The 25,709-nt window shown below is 44.6% G+C and carries 25 protein-coding genes and 2 pseudogenes; 6 read left to right on the top strand and 21 right to left on the bottom strand.

Annotated features, from left to right (window positions below; genetic code table 11):
* Positions 1–436: 436 nt before the first annotated feature.
* Positions 437–1,006, bottom strand: a complete 570-nt coding sequence (locus PHE24_04610; protein MDD4902392.1) for a hypothetical protein — start codon at positions 1,004–1,006, stop codon at positions 437–439.
* Between the two features lie 164 nt (positions 1,007–1,170).
* Between PHE24_04610 and PHE24_04605 the strand changes: the two genes are divergently transcribed.
* The 5 genes from PHE24_04605 (at position 1,171) to PHE24_04585 (ending at position 5,588) form a co-directional block, all read left to right on the top strand.
* The gene (locus PHE24_04605; protein ID MDD4902391.1) at positions 1,171–1,488 is read left to right on the top strand and encodes a hypothetical protein; all 318 of its coding nucleotides are present in this window, start codon (positions 1,171–1,173) and stop codon (positions 1,486–1,488) included.
* A gap of 322 nt (positions 1,489–1,810) precedes the next feature.
* Positions 1,811–2,452 carry a ribonuclease HII gene (locus tag PHE24_04600; protein ID MDD4902390.1) on the top strand — a complete coding sequence of 214 codons (642 nt, stop codon included), beginning with the start codon at positions 1,811–1,813 and terminating at the stop codon, positions 2,450–2,452.
* Between the two features lie 97 nt (positions 2,453–2,549).
* Positions 2,550–2,897 carry a hypothetical protein gene (locus tag PHE24_04595; protein ID MDD4902389.1) on the top strand — a complete coding sequence of 116 codons (348 nt, stop codon included), beginning with the start codon at positions 2,550–2,552 and terminating at the stop codon, positions 2,895–2,897.
* 226 nt (positions 2,898–3,123) lie between these two features.
* On the top strand, positions 3,124–5,106 hold the full coding sequence (gene infB, locus PHE24_04590) for a translation initiation factor IF-2 (protein ID MDD4902388.1): 1,983 nt from the start codon (positions 3,124–3,126) through the stop codon (positions 5,104–5,106).
* Between the two features lie 104 nt (positions 5,107–5,210).
* The gene (locus PHE24_04585) at positions 5,211–5,588 is read left to right on the top strand and encodes a ribosome-binding factor A (GenBank protein ID MDD4902387.1); all 378 of its coding nucleotides are present in this window, start codon (positions 5,211–5,213) and stop codon (positions 5,586–5,588) included.
* Between the two features lie 54 nt (positions 5,589–5,642).
* Here PHE24_04585 and PHE24_04580 read toward each other — a convergent pair whose 3' ends face one another.
* From PHE24_04580 to PHE24_04570, 3 genes are all read right to left on the bottom strand, one after another.
* On the bottom strand, positions 5,643–6,455 hold the full coding sequence (locus PHE24_04580) for a hypothetical protein (protein MDD4902386.1): 813 nt from the start codon (positions 6,453–6,455) through the stop codon (positions 5,643–5,645).
* A gap of 38 nt (positions 6,456–6,493) precedes the next feature.
* Positions 6,494–7,366: a hypothetical protein gene (locus PHE24_04575; GenBank protein ID MDD4902385.1), complete on the bottom strand. Its 873-nt coding sequence runs from the start codon at positions 7,364–7,366 to the stop codon at positions 6,494–6,496.
* Positions 7,367–7,578: 212 nt separating this feature from the next.
* Positions 7,579–8,025, bottom strand: a complete 447-nt coding sequence (locus tag PHE24_04570) for a hypothetical protein (protein ID MDD4902384.1) — start codon at positions 8,023–8,025, stop codon at positions 7,579–7,581.
* A 151-nt stretch (positions 8,026–8,176) separates the two neighbouring features.
* Here PHE24_04570 and PHE24_04565 point away from each other — a divergent pair, with 151 nt between their 5' ends.
* Entirely contained in the window at positions 8,177–9,157 is a 981-nt protein-coding gene (locus tag PHE24_04565; GenBank protein ID MDD4902383.1) for a bifunctional oligoribonuclease/PAP phosphatase NrnA, read from the top strand.
* A gap of 113 nt (positions 9,158–9,270) precedes the next feature.
* Here the strand turns inward: PHE24_04565 and PHE24_04560 are convergent, their stop codons facing one another.
* From PHE24_04560 to PHE24_04480, 17 genes and pseudogenes are all read right to left on the bottom strand, one after another.
* The gene (locus PHE24_04560; GenBank protein ID MDD4902382.1) at positions 9,271–10,092 is read right to left on the bottom strand and encodes a matrixin family metalloprotease; all 822 of its coding nucleotides are present in this window, start codon (positions 10,090–10,092) and stop codon (positions 9,271–9,273) included.
* A 135-nt stretch (positions 10,093–10,227) separates the two neighbouring features.
* Positions 10,228–10,563, bottom strand: coding sequence for a hypothetical protein (locus tag PHE24_04555; GenBank protein MDD4902381.1), 336 nt, complete (start codon positions 10,561–10,563; stop codon positions 10,228–10,230).
* A 47-nt stretch (positions 10,564–10,610) separates the two neighbouring features.
* The gene (locus PHE24_04550; GenBank protein ID MDD4902380.1) at positions 10,611–10,907 is read right to left on the bottom strand and encodes a hypothetical protein; all 297 of its coding nucleotides are present in this window, start codon (positions 10,905–10,907) and stop codon (positions 10,611–10,613) included.
* The gene (gene trmD / locus PHE24_04545; protein MDD4902379.1) at positions 10,904–11,611 is read right to left on the bottom strand and encodes a tRNA (guanosine(37)-N1)-methyltransferase TrmD; all 708 of its coding nucleotides are present in this window, start codon (positions 11,609–11,611) and stop codon (positions 10,904–10,906) included. Before trmD ends, PHE24_04550 begins: the two co-directional genes overlap by 4 nt.
* A 144-nt stretch (positions 11,612–11,755) precedes the next feature.
* On the bottom strand, positions 11,756–12,529 hold the full coding sequence (locus PHE24_04540; GenBank protein MDD4902378.1) for a class I SAM-dependent methyltransferase: 774 nt from the start codon (positions 12,527–12,529) through the stop codon (positions 11,756–11,758).
* A gap of 102 nt (positions 12,530–12,631) precedes the next feature.
* A complete protein-coding gene (ftsH, locus tag PHE24_04535; GenBank protein ID MDD4902377.1) occupies positions 12,632–14,467 on the bottom strand; it encodes an ATP-dependent zinc metalloprotease FtsH in 1,836 nt (611 codons plus the stop codon).
* Between the two features lie 371 nt (positions 14,468–14,838).
* Complete coding sequence (locus PHE24_04530; GenBank protein MDD4902376.1) at positions 14,839–15,336, bottom strand: hypothetical protein; 498 nt, start codon at positions 15,334–15,336, stop codon at positions 14,839–14,841.
* A 59-nt stretch (positions 15,337–15,395) separates the two neighbouring features.
* Positions 15,396–15,755 (bottom strand): hypothetical protein, encoded by a 360-nt coding sequence (locus tag PHE24_04525; protein MDD4902375.1) that lies wholly within the window; start codon positions 15,753–15,755, stop codon positions 15,396–15,398.
* Positions 15,756–15,875: 120 nt separating this feature from the next.
* Positions 15,876–17,171 carry a S1 RNA-binding domain-containing protein gene (locus PHE24_04520; protein MDD4902374.1) on the bottom strand — a complete coding sequence of 432 codons (1,296 nt, stop codon included), beginning with the start codon at positions 17,169–17,171 and terminating at the stop codon, positions 15,876–15,878.
* Between the two features lie 341 nt (positions 17,172–17,512).
* Positions 17,513–18,811, bottom strand: a complete 1,299-nt coding sequence (locus PHE24_04515) for an S-adenosylmethionine:tRNA ribosyltransferase-isomerase (GenBank protein ID MDD4902373.1) — start codon at positions 18,809–18,811, stop codon at positions 17,513–17,515.
* Positions 18,812–19,161: 350 nt separating this feature from the next.
* Complete coding sequence (locus PHE24_04510) at positions 19,162–19,443, bottom strand: hypothetical protein (GenBank protein MDD4902372.1); 282 nt, start codon at positions 19,441–19,443, stop codon at positions 19,162–19,164.
* A 5-nt stretch (positions 19,444–19,448) separates the two neighbouring features.
* On the bottom strand, positions 19,449–19,895 hold the full coding sequence (locus tag PHE24_04505; protein MDD4902371.1) for a hypothetical protein: 447 nt from the start codon (positions 19,893–19,895) through the stop codon (positions 19,449–19,451).
* Between the two features lie 4 nt (positions 19,896–19,899).
* Positions 19,900–20,925, bottom strand: coding sequence for a Holliday junction branch migration DNA helicase RuvB (gene ruvB / locus PHE24_04500; protein ID MDD4902370.1), 1,026 nt, complete (start codon positions 20,923–20,925; stop codon positions 19,900–19,902).
* A 182-nt stretch (positions 20,926–21,107) separates the two neighbouring features.
* Positions 21,108–21,251: pseudogene (locus PHE24_04495) on the bottom strand (DUF4186 family protein).
* Positions 21,252–21,415: 164 nt separating this feature from the next.
* A pseudogene (locus PHE24_04490) lies at positions 21,416–21,625 on the bottom strand (DUF4186 family protein).
* Positions 21,626–21,924: 299 nt separating this feature from the next.
* A complete protein-coding gene (locus tag PHE24_04485) occupies positions 21,925–22,203 on the bottom strand; it encodes a hypothetical protein (protein MDD4902369.1) in 279 nt (92 codons plus the stop codon).
* A gap of 80 nt (positions 22,204–22,283) precedes the next feature.
* A complete protein-coding gene (locus tag PHE24_04480; protein MDD4902368.1) occupies positions 22,284–25,613 on the bottom strand; it encodes an ATP-dependent DNA helicase in 3,330 nt (1,109 codons plus the stop codon).
* Between the last annotated feature and the right edge of the window lie 96 nt (positions 25,614–25,709).

Raw genomic sequence — 25,709 nt, 5'->3', positions numbered from 1 at the left:
GATCAGCCTCCTCAATCGGTTATTGGTTAATGATCAGACACTTGCTAAAAAACATTTTGACAAAGAACATTTAATAATAATCGCTCGGTGTTGTTTTTTATCTTAAAATCAGCTAAAACGATCATAAACCCGCCGAGCAAAAAAATACTTATCGTTAAAATTTAAAACTTCTACTGTCAATATTACAATTAACTGATAAAAAGTCTGGCCGCGAAAATCCCGGGTTCGCGCGAAATAAATCCTTCGCCTGCCTCTCCGGAGCTTCAGCAAAGCGGAGCAACATTTCTCCTAACGTTCGCACATATATGACGTTTTTTATTTTGCCGAAAAGCGAGCGAAGCGCAGCAGACAAAATAAAAAATGTGGCTTTAGCCCGAAGCGACCATCGGGAGCGGAGCATATATGCGCTGTTGTACGCTGATTTTGCTGGACAATATTAAGATTGTTTAATTATTCCAATGGCTGCAAGAAATCCTAATGTACTCATAAGAACGATTAATATAATCAGCGCAATTGAAATAATATTCCATATTTTTTTTGGTCGTCTATACCAATGATATAATCCAAATGAAAAAAGAAATGAAAATATTAAGCCTTCAGGCAAACCAATTAAATGTTCAGATATGGTTAATTTTGTATAAATAAACCCCTCAAATGAGCTTGGTGCGGGAGCCTGAGGAACAAATATTGAAAAACCGGCGACAAGCAGGAATAATGTTAACCAACCATTTTTTCGGTCGATTATCAAACTTCGGATAGGAAAAAGAACAATAGCGATAAAAAATGCATTTATTGATTGAAGCATTGGCCCTAAAGCAACCAACGGTGAGTTCATTGGTCTCATTATCGCTGAAATTGTACCTGCGTCCCAAATAGGCTTATAGTAAATTTGAGCAACAAAAGCAGGAATTAAATACGCTATCATATAAACAGCAATTACTCTCCAACAAAATATTGGAAATGTGATAATGTTCTTTTCGTCAATTGTTATTTGTTCATGTGCCATAAATATATTCTCCTTCAGGAAATATTAATTATTATAAAAATTGTCCAGTAAAACTTGCATACAACGTATCGGCATTATCCGAAGTCCGCCCTGGGCGGATTTGGGTAGAGCGAAGCGGAACCGGATATGCCGTGTTAGGCGGAGTTAAATTTATAAATAAAAAAATGCTTTATTCGAAAACAGTTCTTGATCCCCAAAATGAAAAAAATAATATTGAACTTATCGTGACAATACACATTGTAACTATAGCCGTCGTTATGTTGATGGTATATTTAAGAAAAAAATATAATAAAAAATTAATGGGCAGACTTATAAAAAATCCTGCGATTGCCCATTCGGTCATGCTTTTTTTTGTTCTTTTTCTGGTCGTTTCTCCTATTTCCACCCCCAGACTTCGATGCATCGAGATTAACATCATTCTTAATATCACTCCTAGTGGAACAGCAAACACTAACGATAATGCCGCTTTATTTAATGAATAAATATTGTTTTGATCAATTATCATCCAGCCAAAAAAAATGAACAAAAACAAGAATCCAAAAGATAACATGACAGCACGTTTTCCTTGATATTTATACACTATAACGCCCGAAGCAGTCCAATACAATTCTCGAGATAAAATACTAATAATAAAATAAACGATGAATGTTGAAAAAACTAAATAATAGATCATGTTTTTTTATTTATAAATTTAATTTTGCCTAACAAATTATATACGAAATGATTGTTTTTTGTCTCAAAATTAGCTAAGATAATAACTATCGATACTATATCACAAATTTCCTTAATTTTACAAGAAAACCAATGCTCGATCTGAAAAAGGAAAATTCACTGTTCGCTTCCGGCCTGACGCTCGTCGCCGGAGTGGACGAGGCCGGTAGAGGGCCTTTGGCCGGGCCGGTCGTGGCCGCCGCGGTCACGCTTAAGCCGGAAATGGTAGAAAAATTCTTCGCCGTCAAGGAATTAAAAACCATTAGGGATTCCAAGCTGGTGCCGGAGAAAAAACGCGAAGAGCTTTTTGAAATTATCAAAGATAATTTTTTCGAGGTTGGCGTCGGCGTCTGCGATCATGAAACAATTGACCGGATCAATATTTATCAGGCGACTTTTTTAGCCATGAAAAAAGCCATCGGCGCGCTCAAGACCAAGCCCGATTATATTATGCTCGACGGCCGGGCGCCCATTCCCAATTTAAGCCTACGCCAGGAAAATATCATCAACGGCGACGCCTTCGTTCTCTCGATCGCCGCCGCTTCGATCATTGCCAAAGTCACCCATGACCGGCTGATCGCCGAGCTTGCCGTGCAATATCCGCAATACGGATTTTTAAACCATAAAGGTTATGGCACCAAAGAGCATCTGGAAGCCCTAAAAAAATACGGTCCCACGCCGTTCCACCGCCAGACCTTCGGCCCGGTCAAAAAACTTTTAAAAAAATTGACTTAAAAAAATCAACCTGATAATATGCGCTTATAACACTGAATCAAGGAGGCCATAATGGCAAGCAAAAAATTCTTTTTATTTTACAGCGAAGGAGGTTCAAATGGATAGAACGCTCTTTTTTCTCCACAGCGACCAATCTGAATTTGTACTCATCCATGCAGTGGCGGCTACGACAAAAGAAGAAGCTTTGAACTTTTTCAAAAAATCACTTCCCAGATTTGGATGGAAAAAAGGATTCACTAACAACATTAGGGTTAGTGAATTATTTGAAGCTCATGAATTCTGGGCAAGAGAGCCCAACCTGAAGGCATTGCATGGCAATTGGGATTACACGGTAAAGCAACTCAAAGATGCCTACAAAGAAATCGTAGAAAAAGCCAAGCTGCTCTTAAAAAAGAAAAAGTGCGGCAAAGTCCTTAAAGTCTACTACGACTTTAATCACTGCTAATATCTTGTCTCCAGGAAGCCCCGCCAGGCTTCCCTTTTTATTTGACTCGACCGCAAAAAAGCGGTAGTATTAAAATAATTCTTAGGAATTATTTTTATTTTACATTATTATCATTGGAAACCCACCCCGGCCTTCGGCCACCCCTCCCGCGGAGGGGAATTAACGCCAAGGAAACCCACCCCTTACAACCACCCCTAACCCCTCCTTAAAAAGGAGGGGAAATAATATGAACGTAACCGAATTAGCCAGAATATTAAAGGTCACACCTAACGATCTGAAGGAAAAGCTCCCGCGGATGGGTTTTGATATCGGTTATCGGGCGATCAAGGTCGATCCGAAAACCGCTCAGATGATCATCCGCGACTGGCCGTTTTTATTGAGAAAATTGCAAACCGAAGATGCGGAAAAAACCAAGGCGCAGCGCGAAGAGATGATCGCCGAAGGCGTGGTGAAAAAAGTCATTCCGATCCCTTCAATAATGACTGTCCGCGATTTTGCCGCCTTGACGCATCTGCCGGTCAATAAAGTTTTGGCGGAATTGATGAAAAACGGCGTTTTTTCTTCGATGAACGAAAGAATTGATTTTGATACGGCTTCGATCATCGGCCAATCTTTGGGGATAGAAGTATCGCTTGATGAAACCCAAGGCCAAGCGGCGCAAGCAGCTGTTGGCGATAAAAAAATCGAGGAAATTTTGGCTCGCGAAAAAGAAGGCAACTTAATTATCCGTCCGCCAGTCATCGTGGTCATGGGCCACGTCGATCATGGCAAAACAAAATTATTGGATACGATCCGCAAAACCAATGTCGCCGGCGGCGAGCACGGCGGCATCACCCAGCATATCGGCGCTTACCAGGTCGTCAAAAATAATCGCTTGATCACTTTTATCGATACTCCCGGACACGAGGCTTTCACGGCCATGCGCTCGCGCGGCGCCCGCATCGCCGACGTGGCGATCTTAGTCGTGGCCGCTGATGATGGCGTCCAGCCGCAAACGATTGAAGCTTACAAAATTATCCAGGCCGCGCAACTTCCTTTTATCATTGCCATAAACAAAATCGATAAGGCGGGCGTGGATCTTACCAAAATCAAACAGGAAATGGTCAATAAATTAGGAATTCTTCCGGACGATTGGGGCGGCAAAGTTGTTTGCGCGCCGATCTCGGCTTTGAAAGGAACCGGCATCGAGGAATTATTGGATCTGATCCTGCTCACCGCCGATTCGGAAGCCAAAAGCATGCGGGCTAATCCCCAGGCAGCCGCTTTAGGCACGGTGATCGAATCGCATATTGATAAAAACTCCGGGCCATTAGCCACGATCTTAATTCAAAATGGCACGCTGCGTGTCGGCGATCAATTGATCTTGCACGGCAATATTTACGGCAAAGCCCGGGCGCTGAAAAATTACAAAGGCGAAAATGTCAAAGAGGCCCTGCCTTCCATGCCGGTGATGATCCTCGGCTTGAAAATGGCGCCGGCGGTCGGCGATGTTTTGGAAGTTGGCGAGGGCGAACGCATCAAGGGCAAGATCGAAAAGGTCGCGCAGAATCGCAGCGCCATCCAGATGAAAAATGAAAACGAAGACGCGGTTGACGTGAAACGGCTTAATTTAATCATTAAAAGCGATGTCTTGGGCTCGGCGGAAGCGATCGAGGAATCATTGATGAAAATAAATACCGAGGAAGTTAAAGTTAAAATCTTAAATAAAAGCTTGGGGAATATCATTGAGGGCGATATTGCCCGCGCCGAGGGCTCGAACGCGGAAATCGTCGGCTTTAACGTAAAAATTTCTCCGACCATCGAAGTCTTGATCAGAGAAAAAGGCATCAAGGTCCACGCTTTTAATATCATCTATGATCTGATCGATTACGTGCAGGCAGAAATGAAAAAATTAGTCGTAGCAAAAATCCAGCGCGTCGATCTTGGCCGCGTCAAAGTGCTGAAAATCTTCCGCACCGAGAACAAGAGCCAAATCGTCGGCGGCAAAGTTCTGGACGGCCAAGCGAAAAATAATGTCCACGTGGAAATTCTGCGCAACAAAGTGATGGTGGCGCAAGGCAAGATCACCAAATTGCAAGCGGGAAAAATGGATATGCCGAGCGTGGACATCAATCAGGAATGCGGGATGCAATATGAAGGCAAACCGGTCATCCAAGAAGGCGATATCTTGCAGTTTTTTGAGGAAAAGGAAATAGCCGCCAAATTGTAATACTAATCCACGAATACATACTAATATAACGAATTATTATTTAGCACGCATTCGTCATATTAGTATGTATTCGTATGACATTAGTATTACAATTTTAAAATCTTATGCCGAATATTGATCGCTTAAATGAATCTTTGCGCAAAGAGATCGCGCTGATCATTACCGAAGAAGTGGAATTTCCCAACGGCTTGATCACTATTACCCACGTCGAATGCGACCCGAATTTCTATTCGGCGCGCATTTTATTCTCGGTACTGCCGGATTCGCTGATCGGCACGGCTTTGGAAAAATTAAGAAAAAGTTCGGGATTGATCGCCGAAGAATTAAAACATCGCATCAAGATCAGAAAAATTCCTCATCTGATCTGGGAATTTGACCCGACGGAAAAACAAGCGGGCGCGCTGGAAAAAATCTTCGCCGCAGCGGAAAAAGAAAAAAATCTGCCGGATGAGGAACTCGAAGACATTAACTATAAATATTAAAAAAAGACTCGCTAGCTGGCGAGTCTTTTGCTAAAGAAAGGACATTCTGTTTGATTATGGCGTGGTATTAGGCCGCGGCTGGACAACACCGTCCACTATTACCGTGGCCACTTTGCCGATGATGACCGTGATGTCGACTCCGCCGACTTGCGGGCCGACCCAGGCCAGATTGATCGATTCATTAAGATCAACCCCGGAAATGACATTAATCACTTTCTGACCGGTCCAGAGCAGAGTATCAGCGTCAACCCAGTCGCCGCGAACATTGATCTTGATCGTCGCCGACGTTCCCGGAGTGGGTGAAGCCGGCAAATAATCAAAGTAACTCCGCAAAGTATCGAACGAAGCGTTTTTCCCAAAAACCGAATCGGCCACCAAAACGCCGTTCACGTAAACCTCGACGGAAGTGGCGCTGTCGGAGATCGGGAAAATCTTGGCCACGAACATCGAATAATTCGCCGACAGATTAAGATTCACTCCGACCGTGTCATTCTCCACCACGGCAAAGGTCGTTGAGTCGGCGTGGATTATTTTTTTATTCTGGTCAATCGTCCAGGCTTTGGCTTTCCATGTTTTCACATGGATGTCGCCGAAGATCTTTTCTTTCGACTGCTGGGCCGAGCCGGTCAAATCGAAAGAGTCTTTCAGCGTGTCGGCGCCCGACATAATTTCCAGATAGGCCTTGGTCAAATTAATAGCCGTACCGGCCTGCGTTTTGGCCAAAAATCCCACCGGACCGATAAAGATCTTGGCGGAAATCGCCCCGGTCGGTTCGGCAACGCTGGCCGTCGGGCCCTTGCCGCAGGAGCAGGAATTATAAAAAACTCCGATGGCCGCGAGCAAGACAAAAGAGAGAAGCTTATTCATTCAATCCTCCTTGAAATGGTAGACGGTGATAAGGGAAATTATTTAATCGGCGCTGGCGGGATCGGCGTACCGTCGATAGTGTTCGTGCCGATGCCACCGACAGTGACATTAATCGTTTTTTGCACCTTGGCAGTCGAGGGGCCCTTCCACTCAAGCGTGAAGGCGTATGACACGTCTTCTCCGGCGACTACTTGCGGAATTGAGAAAGTGCCCCAATATAAAATCATTGGGACTCCATTCCAGACACCGCGAATGACAACCTGGATGTTTTGGCTGTATGACTGAACATAAAGCCAGTCATAACGCAATTTTGCCGTATCCGTAGCGGCTCTTTGCTCGATGGCGAAATTGGTATCTGCCCACATATTCCAAAGCTGATTCATGTCACTGCCCTGATAAAGAGTAATTCGGTTACAGCTGTCCGGAATCGGATTGATTCTGGTTACCAGCATACTATACTGGGCGTTGATCGTCAGATTAACCGGGTCACTATTGCCTTCTGCCACGTCAAAACTTGTTGAACCATTATGGATCTGGCGAATATTGGGCGGACATTGCGGACAGCCGGGATTGGGCTCGGTCGCATAGGTTCTGGCCTGCACGGTCCAATTTTTGTTGGCAGCCAATTCAAAATTCTTGGTAACAATCTGCTGATCGTGTCCGGAGATCAAAGTCACGCTATGGATCGGCACTTCGCCGGTCGCCGTCAGATCCAGCGTCAGCGAATCCAGATTGATCTCGGCGGTTTTGGCCATCTTGGCCAGCGCTCCGACCTTGCCCATCTTGATCGACAACTCGACATTGCCCTTGGCTCCCGAAGCATTGTTGGAAACCGGGGAGCGGTTATTCGAACAACCGATCATCCCTGCCACAAAAACAGAAACCGCTAACACTGACATGAGCCTCTTCATGAGGTCCTCCCTTGGAAAATGGTTAAAAAACAAAAAGACCGCCTCGTCCCTTCAATCAACTTAAAAATACAATGAACAAGCCGAAACAGCGACAAATCGAATATTACAACTCTCTCAATCTTTTGTCAAAGAGCGTTCGACGACAGTTTTGGGAATAAAAAATGCTTCGCGCCATAAGGTGCGAAGCAATGGGCAAAGGACATTTGTACCGATTATTCCGGCTCGTAGAGACAAGCTTCGGCCCTGGTCCTCTTCCGCGAGGGCAAAGGCAGACTGGCCGTGGCTCCGGCACTCCGGAAAGCGCGGCGCAACAGAATTTCATTAATTTCCGTGCTTATCCCCTCGTCATAATAAACCTTGAGGCGAGTGAGTTTGTCACAAAGCCCCTGATAACCGGGTGCGGATTTGTTTCCCGGCCCTGATTTACTGAATTTTTCCTCGGCCTTGCGGATCAGCCAATCGATCCGGCCGGTATCAGCCTGCAAAATCGATTTTGCCACTTGTTTGAATTGGCCGATGGAAACGCAGTCATCGATCGTCAAAATCTTGACTGTTTTGGGCACAGCGGCAGGCTTGGGCGCGACATTCTTAAATTGAGCTGCCAAATCCGTGTCCGATGCGTTGCCACTCCGAACTAAAGGTTCTGATAAAGTGAGCATTGAACCAACTCCTGTTGTTAATGGTTAAAGGACCAACAAAATACGCGCAAAAAACATAATACTATATATATCAATTTTATCTTCGCCTGTCAATATTCCGGCCTTCCAGCGCCCTTTTCATTTGCGGAAGATTTATCTATAATGAATTGTTATGGAAATATCATTATTAAAAGACAGGTTCATCGCCGCTTTTGAGAAGATCAGGGCGGCCAAAAACATCCTGTTGGTTACGCATGAGCGGCCGGACGGCGACGGCCTGGCTTCGGTTTGCGCTTTGTCGGTTTTGTTCGACCAGCTGGAAAAGAAGCACGCAATTTTTTGCGCTGACGCGCCGCAGGATTTTTTTTCCTTTTTGCCTAACATTAAAAGATTGACATCGGCTAAGCCGGCAAATTTTTCCGCCTACGATTTAATCATCGTGCTGGATTGCGGCAGCTTGGGGCGAACCAAGCTTGCCGAAGAAATACGCGGCAGAAATAAAGATCAATTCGTCATCGAATTTGATCATCATCCCAAGACTGATGATTATTCCGACCTGGAAATCCGCGCCGTGATGTCTTCCGCCTCAGAATTGCTCTATTATTTTTTCCATTATAATAATCTGCCGTTCTCCAAGGAGATCGCTAATTGCCTTTTGACAGGAATCCTGACCGACACGGGCAATCTGCTTTTCGGCGCGGTCACTCCGGAAACGATCAGGATTTCTTCCATGATGCTTTTGGCCGGCGCGACTTTCCCCAAAATAACCAAACACACTTTGCAGAACAAAAGCCTCTCGGCGATGAAGGCCTGGGGCAGGATTCTGGACAATTTAAAATTAAGCCAAAAATATAATCTGGCCTATTCAGTTTTGACTTTCGAAGAAATCAACCAGTTAAAAAAAGAATTTGGCAATGAAAATCTTTTAGACGCGGCCACGGATATCCTGAATAATATCGATGGCGTCAAAGCCGTGGTATTCTTGCGCGAAGAGATCAAAGGCCAGATCCGCGGCAGTCTGCGCACCAAGGACGATAAGGTCGACGTCTCCCGCCTCGCGACCTTCTTGGGCGGCGGCGGCCACCCGAAAGCCGCAGCTTTCCGCCTCTCGGGCAGCATCGTCAAAACCGAAACCGGCTGGAAAATAATTTAATCCCGCCCTTCAGAGAAAAAAGGCGGGGTAAATCGATCTGCCAAAAATCCACGCCTTTTAAGGCGTGGATTTTTGTTGGTAGCTTTCGATTTAAAATTATTTTATCGCCTTTATTATCTATATAAAGTTTTGACGCCGGTAATATCAGCCGACTCCAGCGTCCTTTTGATGATTTCTCCTTCGGAAGCGTAGCCGTACATCGTCACCAACGAACAAGCGGCATTATATGTATCCTTCATGCCGACGCTATGGCCCAATTCGTGAGTCGCGATATTTTCAAAATCCATTTTATACGCTTCGCCGCTGGCTGACCAGTTAAAATCAACCTCGTCAAAAACCATATCCCATTCCACTATTTTCTGCTGGAAAGTCGGACCGCTGAATATCCCCCAAACGATCGTTACGGCGATAACGCCCGGCTCGTCAATACTGCCGAAATATACCTCGTTCTTATTATCCGGAGCGACCGAATCAGCGCCATCGATGACGCCGGTTGTTTCATTGCCTAAAATATCCTTGCCGGCGGCCGCCTCCCATTTGCCGATGCTGGAAGCCATGATTCCTTTCAAAACAGCAGGATCCAAGCTTCCCGTGCTGGAAGCATTAGAGCCGATGGCATTGAATAAATAAGGTTCAACGGCTTTCCATTTCGCGCCCTTGCCTAAAAAGCCGTAGCAGGTAACCGCGGGCTGCTTGGCCGGATTTACTTTAGCAGATTCATCCTTGTATTTTAAAATCGCATAACCCTCAACCACCCCTTCTTTATCCAGAGCTTGGCCTAAATAATAAACATTGGAGGAAATTTTTTGCGCTTTAGCCGGCAAAGCAAAATGCCTGGCCGCCGCCTCCGGCAGATCCGGCTTGGCCGCCAATGATAAATTGACCCCCGGCGCCATCAACAAACCCGCCAAAACAACCAAAATAATTTTTTTCATAGTTTTTTGATGATTTAATAATTATAAACCTTGAACTTATTTTAGCAAGTTTGGCAAAAAATTTCCATACCCCTAAAATTAGGGCGGAAAATCACAAAAATATGAAAATCCCGCCACTCATTAAGAGGCGGGATTTTATGTCAATTTAAAATTTTGGCGCGGCGCGATCACGTAGCACTCCACCCAAGCCGGCATTGAGAAATCAATGATTTTTAAAATATGTTTTCTTTTCTCCGGAACTGCCGCTTTCTTAAATAACTCAATGTCTCTAAAATCATCGGGTCTTACAAAAAGCAACGGATTTTTGATCGGCGCGATTGCTCGAGGAATATTTCCCTGATAAACCGCGTCACCTCTAAGGGTCTGTCCGTACAGTTTGGCAATGAACTCCGGGGGAAATTCTTTTGCCTCCTTGAGCCTGGTATCGACCCAGTAAACAGTGTGTCTGATATTAAAAACCAATTCTTCCATTCTGCGCTCCTTCCCTTGGCAAAATATTCAGGACGTTGCAGCAAAGATCATTTACCGACGAAGTATCTGCTAGAATATTTTTCCTGGCAATACTGAATAAATGAAAGAACGTCCGGACGATTTCTTTCGCCTGCCAACTTGATGGCAGTAAAAACGTGGACGAATCCAAGGTCTTCCGTCTTGCCGACCATTGCTTTGATTATTTTCACGGTTACAGCCGGTAATTCGGATAATTTTCCGGAGAATATTTTTCTTTCATTCTTGAAAAACGTGCTGATTGCCTCTTGATCAATCTCTAGCATTGCGGTTTGATTATCGCCAACTGAAATAATAGAAAAGCTCATTCTTTACGCTCCTTCTGTTTGCTGTTTTTTTCGCGCCAGGCGCGGATTTTTTGATGATCTCCTTGTAAAAGAACTCTTGGTACTCTATAACTTTTTTGGCCGATTGTCAAGACCTCCGGCCGAGTATACTGCGGATATTCCAAAACTCCTTCGGCTGAATGCGATTCGGAGATGGCGCTTTCGGCATTGCCCAAAACTCCAGGCAAGAGCCGGGTGATCGAATCGATCATCACGGCCGCGCCCAGTTCTCCGCCGGTCAAAACATAATCGCCAATCGATATTTCCTCATCGACAAAATTCAAAACTCTTTCATCAACCCCTTCGTATCTTCCGCAAATAAAAATCACCTCATCAAGCTTGGCAAATTTTCTGGCCATCGCCTGATTCCACCTCTTCCCTTTCGCCGACAATAAAACTATTTTTGTTTTTTCCCTGGCCGCGTCCCGCGTCCGCGGGCAGGCTTTTTTGTTTTTTGTTTTTGTCAAAGCCTTTAAGGCTTTGACAATGGGTTCCGCCTTCATCACCATTCCCGCTCCCCCGCCATAAGGCGAATCATCCACTGATCTATGCTTATCCTCCGTCCAGTCGCGCAAATTATGCGCTTTTATTTTGATAATCTTTTTCCCGATCGCGCGCCTAACCATCCCCTCATTGAAATAAGAGTCCAAAATTTCGGGAAAAATTGTAATTATCTGAAAATTCATAAAAAATTTGTCATCCTGAGCCCCTGGCGAAGGATCTACTTAGTAGAAATGCGACTTTATTCAATCAAAATTTTTTATTAAAAATTAAAAACTTCTCGGATGATAGATCCTTCGCGCGGCGCTCAGGATGACAAAAAAATTTGACTATTTTTTAAATCCATAAAAAATAAAAATTTCTCTTTGATCAATGATGAATTTATTCTTTCCCTGAATTTTTTTATATTCCCGAGTTATTTCCTTAATATACGCTTTCTTTCTTTTTTCCGGCAACATCATATAAGCCGCATTGGTTTTAATCGCCCCGATTTCATCGGCTATAGTTTTATTTTCTTTGAAAGGAATTGAAAAAAATTTATTTCCGATGAAACCCGACTCCTTAAAAAGCTTTTTTAAGCGCGGCAGGTTATCTTTGAATTTCCGGGCCATACTTTTAATAATATATTTGCGCCGGATTTTCAACCAATTGATCGATCCGTTTTCTTTAAAAAATCTCCAAAATACGTAAAACAATCCGCCCCTTTTTAACACTCTATTTATTTCCTTTACCGCTTTCTTCGTGCCGAACCAATGCAGAGCCGTTCCGGCAATTACCGCGTCGAAATAATTATCGGCAAATGGTAATTTTTCCGCCCGAGCTTCAATATATTCTATCGGCAGTTTTAATTTTTCCGCCCTCCGGCGCGCCTCGGCAAGCATTGCTTTGTCCGGATCGCAGCCGATGATTTCGGCGTTTTTAAAAATTTCAGTCAACGGCTCGGTTGATTTCCCTGTTCCGCAGCCGATATCTAAAATTTTATATTGTCTGCTTCTTCCGCCCAGCAACGAGGCCAAAAATTTGTAAGTTCTCAAGTCGTAAGAGCTTCGATGTTTCTGATATTCTTTAGCAACCTGCCCGAATAATTCATTTTGTTTTGCCATATTTATTGAAATAAACGCAAATCGCTTCGACGGCAGCAGTCCCGAGGCGGAGACTGCTGCATGGCGAAAAACCACACCCCGTTACGAGTTATGAGCTATGTGTTACGAGATCTTTTTTCCCACGATCGCTTCGAATTCATCTTTTTCCATCGTCTCCTTGATCATGAGCGCGGCGACGATCTTTTCCAGGTCGGCTTTTTTAGTATTGAGAATCTCGACGGCGGTTTTCACCGCTTCATCGAATAATTTTCCGACTTCGGTGTCGATCGCTTCGGAAGTTTTCTCGCTGTAATCGCGGGCTTCGTGCATTTCGCGGCCCAAGAATACCAATTCATCAGAATTGCCGAAAGTGCGCATCGGCAATTTATCGCTCATCCCGTATTCGGTGACGATTGCTTTGGCCAGATCAGTGGCGATGCGCAGATCCGATGACGCACCGGTGGTGACATCATTAAAAATTAATTTTTCCGCCATCCGTCCGGCAACCAACACGGCCAATTCTTCGACGAATTCTCCTTTGGAATGCAGGCGGCGGTCTTCCAGCGGAGTTTTCAAAGTATAGCCGGCGGCGCGGCCGCGGGAGATAATCGAAATTTTCTGCACCGGATCGACATTTTTCAAATTATGCGCGACCAAAGCATGGCCGGCTTCATGATAGGCGGTGATTTTTTTCTCGCGATCAGTGATGACGCGGCTTTTCCGTTCCGGTCCGATCATTACCTTTTCGATCGAATCAAAAATAGTTTGCATTTTTATTTCTTTCTGATCTGCTTTGGCCGTGGCAATCGCCGCTTCGTTCAATAAATTTGCCAAATCAGCGCCGGAAAAACCAGAAGTGCGCTCGGCGATCTTTTTCAAATCCACGTCAGCGGCTAACGGTTTCTTATCGCAATGGACTTTCAAGATCGCTTCTCTTTCTTTTAGATCGGGAATTTCTAAAACCACTTGGCGGTCAAAACGTCCGGGACGCAACAGGGCCGGATCCAAAACATCAGGACGGTTAGTCGCGGCGATAACGATGATTTCAGTCTCGCCGTCAAAACCGTCCATCTCTACTAAGATCTGATTCAAAGTCTGCTCGCGCTCGTCATGTGAACCTCCCAATCCGGCGCCGCGCCGTCTGCCGACCGCATCGATTTCATCAATAAAGATTATGCAAGGCGCGGTTTTTTTGGCGCGGTTGAACAAATCACGAACGCGGGAAGCGCCGACGCCGACGAACATTTCCACGAATTCTGAACCGGAAATATGGAAGAATGGCACATTGGCCTCGCCAGCCACAGCGCGGGCCATCAAAGTCTTGCCCGTGCCCGGCGCGCCCAAAAGCAAGAAGCCGCGCGGAATGCGCGCGCCGATCTCGCGGAATTTTTTAGGAAACCTTAAAAATTCAATCACTTCTTTCAATTCTTCTTTGGCTTCTTCCGAACCGGCCACGTCTTTGAAAGTCGTTTTATTCTTAGAGTCCTCGCGGAATTCCTTGGCGCCGGATTGCCCGAACATCATCGCTTTGGAATTAGCGCCCGCGACCGACCGCATCATAAAATAGATCAAAAATCCGATGATCAAAACCGGCAGCACGATCGGCAGAATAACGCCTAGCCAATAATCCCCGCCTGAACCATTTTTGACTTGCACATCGATCTTATCAATTTTATCCGAGGGCACATTATAATTTTTCAAGAGCTGCGACAAAGAATCACCCTGCTCTTTCTGCACGATCTTCACTGATTTGTCATTCAAGGTTACGGTCAACTTCGTGCCCTCGACGACGATCGAAGTTACATTGCCATTATTTATTTCCTGCACCAAAGCGCCGACGTTCATATCCGTGCTCTTTGGTTTGCCGGCAAAATTACCGTTGCCGAAAAAACTGAAAATTCCGGCCAAAACTAAAAAAACGGCGAAGAAGATTATAAAATTCTTGATGAGATTCTTCATAAACATATAATCCGAACCTACGAAATATCCGAATACTACGAACATTTTAGATCCGAAATTGAAACATTCAATTAATTATCTTGCGCTCATATCATAACAAAAATAGGGTTTTTGTCAAAGATATATCACGTAGCACATAACACGTAACGCATAACACCGCAACGATAAAAACCTTTGTCATCCTGAGTCGAAAGCCGCCGCGGCTGAAGATGAAGGATCTGTTCCTTACTATTTTCAAGATCCTGAACATTGGAAGAATCAGATCCTTCGCGCGGCGCTCCCTCCCAAAGCGGGCAGGCAGGATGACAAAAAATAAAAAACACCCGGCCAATTTTTCAATTTTGGTCGGGTGATAATACCTGTAAAAAAGATTAGATAGTCCCTTGATCGGCTGCCGAAAAAGCGTGGACAAAAAAGGTACCGCTTTCTTTTTTCGACACTTCCACGGTCATGAACATATGATTTAAATCCTTAAATTCCAGCAAGCCATTAACCTGCTTCAAGGATAAAACCGGTATGTGCAATGTCGCCTCTTCGCCATTGTAAAGCTTGAAGGTGATGTCTGAATGAAGGGGGAAAAATCCCAAGATTGGCAGTCCATTAGACCCGATGCCCACATCTTTCTTCGTGGAGATTATGACAGAACCCCTGTGGACTATCGGCGTCTGATCGCCAGTATAGATCGTCCCGTATTCGATTTCATAATCGACTTTAACTTTTTGCAACACTCCCGCTTCCCGAGCGCATTTGGGCAGGCTTGATTTTTCTACGGTCCTCTCGACAACTGATACCGGCAATGGCCAAGGAGGCACCAAAAGCGATGCCAGGAGAAAAACAAAAAATAATACCAGGCCGACAATACTCTTCATAATAAACCCCTTTTTGTTAAACGTTAACACGAAGAGCTGTCCCAAAAACATCGGGATAGTTAAATATGGACCCAGGCAGACAAATCGGAGATAAAAAGATCGGTGACGCGATAATAAATATGGCCTGAAAAAGTCAGGTGGCCGCTGGTAACGAATCTCCGCAAAACATCTTCGTCGGTATCCTTAAATATACCGTGAATTCTTTCGCAGGTGGCGCAGCGATGATAGGTCTGTTCGGTAAAAGGTTGCCACTCGCTTTTACTGATGCAATTTTGCATCAAAATAATATTCCTGGCAACCCTTTCTTTTTCTTCATCGTTAAGATAAGAGCGGAAAGAATCCATTCGCGACTTTTCAAAATTTAGTGGTTTTATCGTGGCCTCATTATATCCTTTTTTCATAAACACCCTTCTTTCCATAAAATGGTTGATAATGTTCAATCCTAAAACAACTTTACCTTATCCTTTCGTTTGGCCGATGTCAACAATAAAGAAAACCCGGCATTAAGCCGGGCTTTCTTTAATTTATATTAGAAGAGATTATTCTTTTTCTTCCTTGTCCGCCACAGCTTCAGCATCGGCGGGCTTCTTGGCCTTCTTCGCCTTCTTTTCTTTCTTCTCGGCCTTCTCTTCGGATTTTTCCTCCACTTTTTCAGCCTTCTCCTCTTTTATCTCTTCTTTCTTCTCTGTTTTCTCTGTCTTTTTTTTGCCACCTTCCTTGTCCGCCGTAGCTTTAGCGGAGGAGGGCTTCATAACCTGCAAGCCCAGGCGATGCTCTTTCGGTTCGATGGAAGTGATCTCGAAATCCATCACCGTGCCAGCCTTGTAGAGTTCTTCGATTTTTTGTCCGGCAGCCAAACCTAATTGCGAGATATGCGCCAAACCATGGATCAGCTCGTCGAGTTCGACAAACAAACCAAACGGATTGACTTTGAGAATTTTGCTCTTCACGATCTGGCCGACTTTATATTTTTCGGCAACACCGGCCCACGGATCGGTCATTAATTTCTTGGCCGACAAGAAGATCTTCGAACCATTGATGTTGATGATCTCGGCCTTGATCGCATCGCCGACCTTATACAGATCGCTCGGGTTGTCGATCCGCTTCCAGGCCAATTCGGAAATATGGATCAAACCTTCCATGTTCTCGCCAAAGGAAACAAAGACGCCGAAATCGGTAACCGCGGTAACTTCGCCTTCCACGATCGCGCCGACCTGGTATTTGCTGATGACATCTTTCTGATTTTCGCTCCAAGCTTCTTTTTCGCTGAAAATAATTTTATTTTCATTTTCGTCCAAAGTCATGACTTTGGTTTCCATGTCCATGCCGACGAACGATTTCAATTTTTCCAAAATCTTGGATTTGTCGCCGCCCGAAACGCGGGGATAATTTTCCGGCGCCAGTTGGGAAACCGGCAAGAAACCGGAAATCTGGCGGAAGCGGACCAAAAGGCCGCCCTTGTTGCCGTCGATGACTTTGACTTTAACGGTGGTCTTATCCTTATAAGCATCACGCAAAGTGTCCCAGGCTTTTTCCTGACCGGCAATGCGGAAAGACAATTCCAATTCGCCGTGTTCGTTTTCCAGATCAACCACCGTGGCGTCGACTTCGTCGCCCGGTTTCAAGTTGGCATATTCATCAGCTTCGCCGTAAAGTTCCGGCCCGCGGACCACGCCGACTAAAATACCGCCGATGTCCAAGCGGACTTCCGCCTTTGAAGCGGCCAGAACCGTGCCGCGGACAGCTTCGCCCACGCCCGGTACGACCAATTTGTCTTTCTCCAAAAGCTTGGCAAACGCCTCCTGCTCCGGAGTTAAATTTTTCTTTTCTTCCATAAAAATATAATCCTAATCTACGAATGCATCCAAATCTACGAATATTTATTCGGATTATCTATTTTCGGATACATTCGCAACAAAAAAAGGACCTTAACCCCAATGAATAAAACCTTATTCGGATTACCGATATTCGTAGCATTAGTAGTTCGGATTACCGATATTTGGATTCATTCGTAGTAGAGTCCCCTGACCACCTTAAATCAAGGGTTTTGTTATAGGTGATATAAATTTAAATAACTAAGGTTATATTAATACATATCCCCAAAAAACGCAAGAGGTAATGCTTTAATGATAGATGATAAATGATTAATGATAAATTTATCATCTATCATTTATCATCATTTTATAAACATCGCGTCACCGTAACTGTAAAAGCGGTATTTTTTCTTGATCGCCTCGCGATAAGCGTGATCAATATTTTTCTTGCCGGCCAAAGCCGAAACCAGCATCAATAAAGTCGATTTGGGCAGATGAAAATTAGTGATGAGCGCGTCAACTACCTTGAATTTATATCCCGGGTAAACAAAAATATCCACCCACGATTTAAATTCCCCTCTTGCCTGCCCCGCAAAGCGGAAGCGTGCGTGGGAGAGGGGTGCCGAGCCCGGCGTGTCCGCCTTGGGCGTGGACGAGGCGGGGTGTGTTAAAACTGAAAAGCACGCTTCCAAGCTTCTCGCGCTCGTCGTCCCCACCGCAATTATTCTACCCGATTTGTTCTTTGATCTTTGTTCTTTGTTCTTTTTGATTTCTTCGATAACCTTGCCGCTTATCTCGACAAATTCTGAATGCATCACGTGCTTTGTTATGTCCTCCGTTTTCACCGGCGCGAAAGTTCCCATGCCGACATAAAGAGTGATTTCCAAAATCTTCACGCCTTTTTTATTAATCTTTTTCAAAAGCGCCGGCGTAAAGTGCAGTCCCGCCGTCGGCGCGGCCACGCTCCCCGCCTTTTTTGCATCAGCATAAACGGTTTGGTATTCTTTTTTGTCTTCCTTGTTTATTCTTTTTTCTCTTTTATTTTTTCTTTGATTTTCAATGTACGGTGGCAGCGGCACTTCCCCGATTTTTTCAATCGTCTTCATCAGCGCCGCGCCGGATTTATTAAATTTCAAATCCCAAGTACCGTCGTGATTATTTTTCATGATTGACGCCCGCAGCAATCCCCCCTCCTTTTCAAGGACCCCCCCTCCTGCCCGAGGAGGGGTTTGGGGGTGGTGGGAGGGGGTGGTTTGCCGATCGCCTTCGGCAACCATTTTTAACACACCCCGTCCGGCCGAGGCGGCCGTCCACCCCTCTCGAGAGGGGAATAAAATTTCCAAACCTTCTTGCACTCGTCCGCCTAAAAGGCACTGCCAAACATTTGCGCTTAATTTTTTGTGCAATAAAACTTCAACTTTTCCACCAGTCAATTTCTTCCGCGCCCAAAGCCGCGCCGGAATAACTTTGGAATTATTTAAAACCAAAATATCGCCAGCGCGCAAATAATCAATAATATCGTAAAAATGCTTATGCTCGATCTTCCCCGTCTTTTTGTCCAGCACTAAAAGCCGCGAACTGTCTCGCGGCTCGGCCGGATGCGTGGCGATCAACTCGTCCGGCAAAAAATAATCGTAATCACTCAACTTCGCATAACGCATAACTCACAACGCGTAACGTTTTTTTAAAAAAGTCCCCTCCTCGGGAGGGGTGGCCGCGCCTCGCGGACGGGGTGGGTTTATTACTGACATTATTTCAAACATCTTTGCCACTTTTTTTAAAAAAAGTGGCGCAACCTGCCTGCCGGCAGGCAGGAAAACGCGCGCTGGACAAATTTTGGGACGCTCCGCTATGAAACCTAGCAAAATTGCTATACTTGTCCCGCTTTTGTTTATTAAAATTATAATAAAGAAGCGAGGCTTCGAACAACGCAATTTTACACGGTTTCTACGCTGCGCGTCTTGTCCAAAATTTTCCAATGCGCGCAATAAAATTTTATAAATTACTCATTTCATCTTGGCCACATTGCAACCAAAATAGGAAAAATTTGAATAACCAATCCAACGACTAACACTATCGTGAGTCCGACAATCCAGCATGTCAAAATCAACAATTTTGAAGTTTGTTCTGAAGATTTTTCGTTAAATATCTGAATGGTTTTTTGTAAACTATTCAGTGAACGAATTGCCAATTCTGTAAGAGGTAAATTGGCCATCTCCCATGATTGTTTATCAACACAATTTCTCAACTCTTCCTCTGTCATCTCTTTTAAAGGTTTTCCAAAATTACTCATATATTTTATATCTTTTCTTTTATGTCCTTTGTTAGCTGATCGATCACAGTAATAATGTTTATTTTTCCTGCACGCATTTTATCTAAATCTTGAATTAAATCTGCTGGATTTTCTCCCGCCGTCGCTCCAGCCGAAATAATAATTTGGGCATCACTATCTAGCTGTATAACTCTTTGTATTGCCGCAGTCAAAGATATTATTTTACCACTCAATATACCGAGAGTTTTTCTATCGTTATTATATTTAGAATAAACCCTTACCCATAATTCTTCAGGGTTTGAATTGTTTAATATTTTTATATAGGTGTCGTCTTTCGAACTTTCAATTAAATTTTCTAACGACCTTTTTACTTTTTCAACGTCAATGAAAATCTTCTTTATTGCTATTTTGCGTAAATAAACAATCAATGCATAAATTGCAACAACAACTATAATGATAAATAAATATATCATATTTTTAAAATAATTTTTTATCTCTTCTCTCTTCTCTGCCTAAATGTTTATAGGCGTGTGGAGTGGCAATCCGGCCGCGAGGTGAACGGTCAAGAAAGCCGAGGCGGATGAGGTACGGTTCGTAGACATCTTCGATAGTTTCCATTTCTTCGCCGGTGGCGGCGGCAATGGTGTTGAGGCCGACCGGACCGCCGGCAAATTTATCGATGATGGTTTCTAAAATTTTCCTGTCTACCCAATCCAAGCCGAGTTCGTCAATTTCCAGCATCCCGAAAGCGTCGCGGCAGGTATTATCCGACAAGCAGCCATCGCCTTTGACGGCCGAATAATCGCGGACGCGCTTTAATAATCGATTGGCCACGCGAGGTGTTCGGCGGGCGCGCGTGGCAATCGCTTTCAAAGCGGCGGGATCGATTTCCACGCCTAAAATCTTGGCGCTGCGTTCAACAATTTTTTCAATATCTTCATTTTCGTAAAAATCCAAATGATGATGATGACCGAAACGATCACGCAACGGCGCGGAAAGCATGCTGACTTTAGTTGTCGCACCGATCAAAGTGAAGCGCGGCAAATCGATCCGCACGGTGCGCGCCGCCGGACCTTTACCCAAAATAATATCCAAAGCATAATCTTCCATGGCCGGATACAATATTTCTTCCACGGTCTTGTTCAAACGATGGATTTCGTCGATGAACAGAACATCGCCTTCTTCCAAATTAGATAGGATCGCTGCCAAATCGCCGGATTTTTCAATCGCCGGACCGGTCGTCACGCGGATGTTAGCGCCCATTTCTTTGGCAATCAAATGCGCCAAAGTAGTTTTGCCTAAACCCGGCGCGCCGTATAACAAAACATGTTCGATCGATTCTTTTCTCCCCTTCGCCGCCTGGATCGTAATTGCCAAGCTATCCTTGACTTTATTCTGCCCGATATAATCGGCGAATTTTTGCGGCCGCAAAGTCAAATCCAGCGAGCTATCCTCGCCTTCTTCTTTCGGACTGATTATTCTTTCAATTTTTTCTTCATTCATATATCGTTTTGTCATCCTGAGCGCCGCGCGAAGGATCTATTTTGTATGAAGCGCGAACATCGTCGACAAAAATTTTTATCGTAGCAACACGGGCTTCTGAGACAATAGATCCTTCACTCCGCTCCGCCAGCTGGCGGAGCTCCGTTCAGGATGACAAAAAAGTGTTTACAAATTTCCAATTTCTAATTTCCAATTTCGTTTTCTATCCACTTCATTATTATATCAATAATATACCTAATTTCCTCATCATTCAAGGCTTTGTTTTTGGGAATCTTGTGCCGTTTTTCCAAACAGCCGCGGCAGCAGGTGGCGGTGGCATGTTGGGCCTAGGGTCTATCGCCTCTGCCGTATTTGTCCTAAATCTCCAAATTTCGGTAAATTTTTTTAAAAATATTTTCAACGATACAATTGTATCGCTTCAAAAATTTTTAAAAAAATTTCCTCAAAATTTGGAAATTTATGCCTAAATGAGCAGAGGCGACAGACCCTTGAAAACCGGGTGCCCCCTAAACGGCGTCTGTTTTCCGTCATTTTTCGGAGCAGCTGGCGCCAATCTTTCCTTAATGAATTCTTCCGCATGCATTCTAATTTCTGCCAACCCCTTCTTGTTAATATACTCCAAATCTTTCAGCTTAAGTTTGAAACTCGAACGAAATTTAGATTTAGCCAATCTTATTTTTAATTCATCCCATCTATACATGAGGAATCTTTAAATTACTAATTCCTTATAGCGAGCATTGAAAAATTTTGGAAATGACGCGCAGCGTAGAAGCCGTGCAAAATTGCGTTGTCCGAAGTCCAGCCCCAGTTTTATTAAAAAATAGAACAAAGCAGAATATAGCAATTATTCTTTAAAAAGAATTACTTTTGTTTTTTCACAAAAACTGGGGCTGGGCGAGTATAGCAATTTTGCTAGGCTTCATAGCGGAGCGGCCCAAAATTTTTCCTGCGAGCAGTTTTTGCGCCACTTTTTTAAAAAAGTGGCAAAAATAAACTTTTTTATTTCTCAAATTTCTTCTGGCAATCAATCGCCGATTTGATGCACTCTTCCGGGTCATAGCCAAGATCATCGCAAAAACGGATGCCTGAAAAAATCACATTACCTAATTCTTTTTTTAATTCTTCGTCAGTATGGATAGCTTTGTCTTTTTCCGCGTTCCGTTCCCAGCGGCAGAGGTCGCCAAAAACTTTGCCCATCCGCACGATGATTTGCGCCAGGGATAATTTTTCCTCGGCCCAAATTTCTTTTGATTGTTTTAATAATTGTTTGATTTCCATATTTATAAAATTAATAATATCAAGAATAAACCCACCCCGTCTCGCGCGGCGCGAGCCACCCCTCCCAAGAGGGGAATTTTTTATAATTTTCTAAATTCGCAGATACCGTTGTAGTCGCAGAATTTGCATTGCTGACCGGGGGTCGGCGGGAATTCGCCTTTTCTTATCGCGCGGATGGTTTCGGAAATTTTTTCATCAAGCTTGGCAAAATCTTTTTCTTTGCCCAAAAATTCTATCTCGCTATTATCATTCAAGTAGCGAAAGCAAAGCGCGCCAACTTCCTGGCGGAATAATTCTTTCACCGCTTGCTGATAGATCAATAATTGCGCTTTTTCGTTGAATTCTAATTTTTCTTTCGGCTTGCCGGTCTTATAATCGACAATTTTCAGTTTGCCGTCGGGCATTTCGTCGATGCGGTCAATCTTGCCGGCAATCGTGATCCCCTCGCCATCGACTTTCATCCGCAAGGCAAAAGCTTTTTCCAGGAATAAAACCTTGGGCCAATTATTTTTATGCTCTTCAAAAAAAGCCTTGGTCATCTCTTTGCCTTTTTCATGATATTTTTTCTTGTTGGCTTCGGTCTCATACCATTCGTCAATCCAGGATTCTTCGTAAATTTTTAGACACTCCTCTAAACTAATCTGCTCTTTCTTGTCCTCCGGCTTTAACACACCTCCGACTTCGCTCCGCGGCGGAGCTTCGTCGGACAAAGCCGTCTCGCGCGGCGCGCCACCCTTCGCCTTGCCGAAGCCTCTGGCGAAGGCAGGCCTCTCGAGAGGGGACTTTTCAACCGGTACACCAAACAATGAGTCTTGCTTTTTTTCGCCGGCTTGTTGAACGGTTTGCAAAATTTTCTGCAAGGTCGAGTGCATGGTCTTGCCAAAAGACATCTGAAAATTGCCGCGCTTGGGCACGCGCAGAATGTTATCGAAACGATATTGATACGGGCAGCGCTCGTAAGCTTCGAATTGCGAATAGGAAAACCTTTCCGGCGCTGGCGGTATTCCCCTCCTTTCCAAGGAGGGGCTAGGGGTGGTTTGCCGCAAATTTTTCAGCAAACCGCTTACCGAACCACCCCCCAGAACCACCCCCAAACCCCTCCTTGAAAAGGAGGGGGGGTCCTCCTTCGGAAGGAGGGGGGAGACTTCGGATTTTTCGTCCGCATTGCTGATGTCCAAATCTTCCACAAGTTTTGTTTCAACTAAGAATCGGGAGGCGCGGCGTTCGCGCTTGCCGCCCGCGTCCGACGACCAGGAAAAATAAATTCCTTTTTTGGCGCGGGTGATCGCCACATAAAATAAGCGTCGCTCTTCTTCCAGATGATGATCGCCTTCGGGAATTATCTCATCGAGCAAAGCATCGGGAATCTTAATCGATTCGGAACGCTCGATCGACGGGAAGCGTTTATCAATCAGATTTATCACGAAAACATATTTGAATTCCAAACCTTTGGCGGCGTGGACAGTCATAATTTTGATCATCGCCGGATCTTCCTCGTCGCTGATTGGTAATGTCCCCTGCTCGCCGGCTTCGATTTCCACTTGCAATTCATTCAAAAATTCACGCACCGATTTATCAGCCGAGCCGGTTTCAAATTCCTTGATCCGCTTCATAAATTGATTAAGCTGGTTGGTCGCTAAAATCGTTTCGCGTTCCGGTTGAGAATATAAAAATTTCAAATAGCCCGTATCCTCAAGAAAATCGGAAAAAATTTCCGAAACCGGCTTATAACGCGCGTCCGCTGAATGCTTGCGGAAGATCGCCAAAAATTTATTGATCTTTTCCAAGGCCGCCGCGCCCAAGCCCAGAGCCGATGCCTCGTTCAAAACCTTATAAAGCGACATGGCTTTGCGATAAACGATATAATTCATCGCCGCTAATTCTTCAGCCGTAAAATTAAAAACCGGCAAAGTCAAAACCTTATATAAGGCCACACCATCATATTGATCCGCGACGGCCGTCAGATAACTGATCGAATTGATGATCGGTACTGTGCCGTAAAGCCCGCGTGAAGAAAATAATTTATAAGGAAACCCCGCCTCGTCAAGATAGACGCAAATTTCCTTGCCCGCATCATTCGAGCGAGCCATGATCGCGAAATCCCCCCAGTTCGCTTCTTTGTCGGCCGCCTTGAGTTCGGCGATTTTGCTAACCACCCGCACCATTTCATCAGCCGTGTCAGCGCCGCGGATAACTTCGATCTCGCCCACATCTTTGAAATTTGCCTTTAACTTTTTAGATAATTTTACATTGACAAGTCCCCTCTCGAGAGGGGTGCCCGAGCCTTTAGCGAGGGCGGGGTGTGTTAATTGCTCTTCCAAACGGTTTGGATTATTCAATTTGATGAATTCATAGGCGAGATCCAAAATATTCTGCCGGTTGCGGTAATTCTCAATCAAAAAAACCTGCTCGGCGGCCGGATAATCTTTTTTGAATTCCAAGATATTGGCCATGGCCGCGCCGCGGAAACGGTAAATCGCCTGATCATCGTCGCCGACGACCGTGATATTATTTTGCGGCGCCGCCAATAATTTCACTAATTCATATTGCGCCCAGTTGGTATCCTGAAATTCATCGACCAAAATATATTTAAATCTGGTTTGATAGCGCGCCAAGACATTCGGCCGCTCGCGGAAAAGCTTCAGGCAATAATTGATCAAATCGCCGAAATCCAACGCATTATTTTCCAAAAGCAGATTTTGATAGACATGGTAGGCATTGGCCACTTCCTCGATCTTTTTAACTTCGAATTCGGCGACCTCCTGGTCAAATTCACCCTTGGCATTTAAAAACGTCCCCTCCTCGGGAGGGGTGGACGGCGCCTCGCCGGACGGGGAGGGTCTATGCCCCTTCTTTTTTCCAACTTTTCCAGATAGCATCCCGTCCAAATTCTGTCTTAACTCCTCGGCATACTGCAAATATTCCAGCGGCGTGATATCCTCATCTTTGCAGCGGGAAAAATGTTTCAGCAAATCGCGGATGAATTTAGTCGGGTTGCCCATCGGCCGATAATAATCCAAACCAAAACGGTCCAAATGCTTTTTAAACAAGGCATACTGCTGATATTCGTCCAATAATTTATAATCGGTCGGCAAACCGATATCCAATCCGGCTTCGGTCAAAATTTCCTGGCAGAAAGAATGAAAAGTAGAAATTGATAAATCGAAAAATGCGCCATAAGGCAAAAGCCGGTCAACGCGCTCTTCCATTTCGCCCGCCGCTTTCTCCGTAAAAGTCAGTGCCAAAATTTCTTCAGATTTCGCCTTGCCCGAATTGATCAAACCGACGATGCGTTCGGAAATCACGCTGGTCTTGCCCGTGCCCGCTCCGGCTACGATCAAAAGCGGCCCCTCGCCAAACGCGACAGCCCCGGCTTGCTCTTTGTTTAATTGAGTTTTTTTCATTTCCATATCTTCATCTTATCTTAAAATTTATAATTTAACACTATTGACAATTAACCAATAAAATGCTAATATTTATATTCATTCTTATAAAATGAAATATTC

The sequence above is a fragment of the Patescibacteria group bacterium genome (assembly GCA_028707065.1).
In the GTDB taxonomy this organism is placed as follows: domain Bacteria; phylum Patescibacteriota; class Patescibacteriia; order Patescibacteriales; family WJLG01; genus JAQTUZ01.
This window is presented reverse-complemented; position numbering and strand designations above follow the sequence as displayed.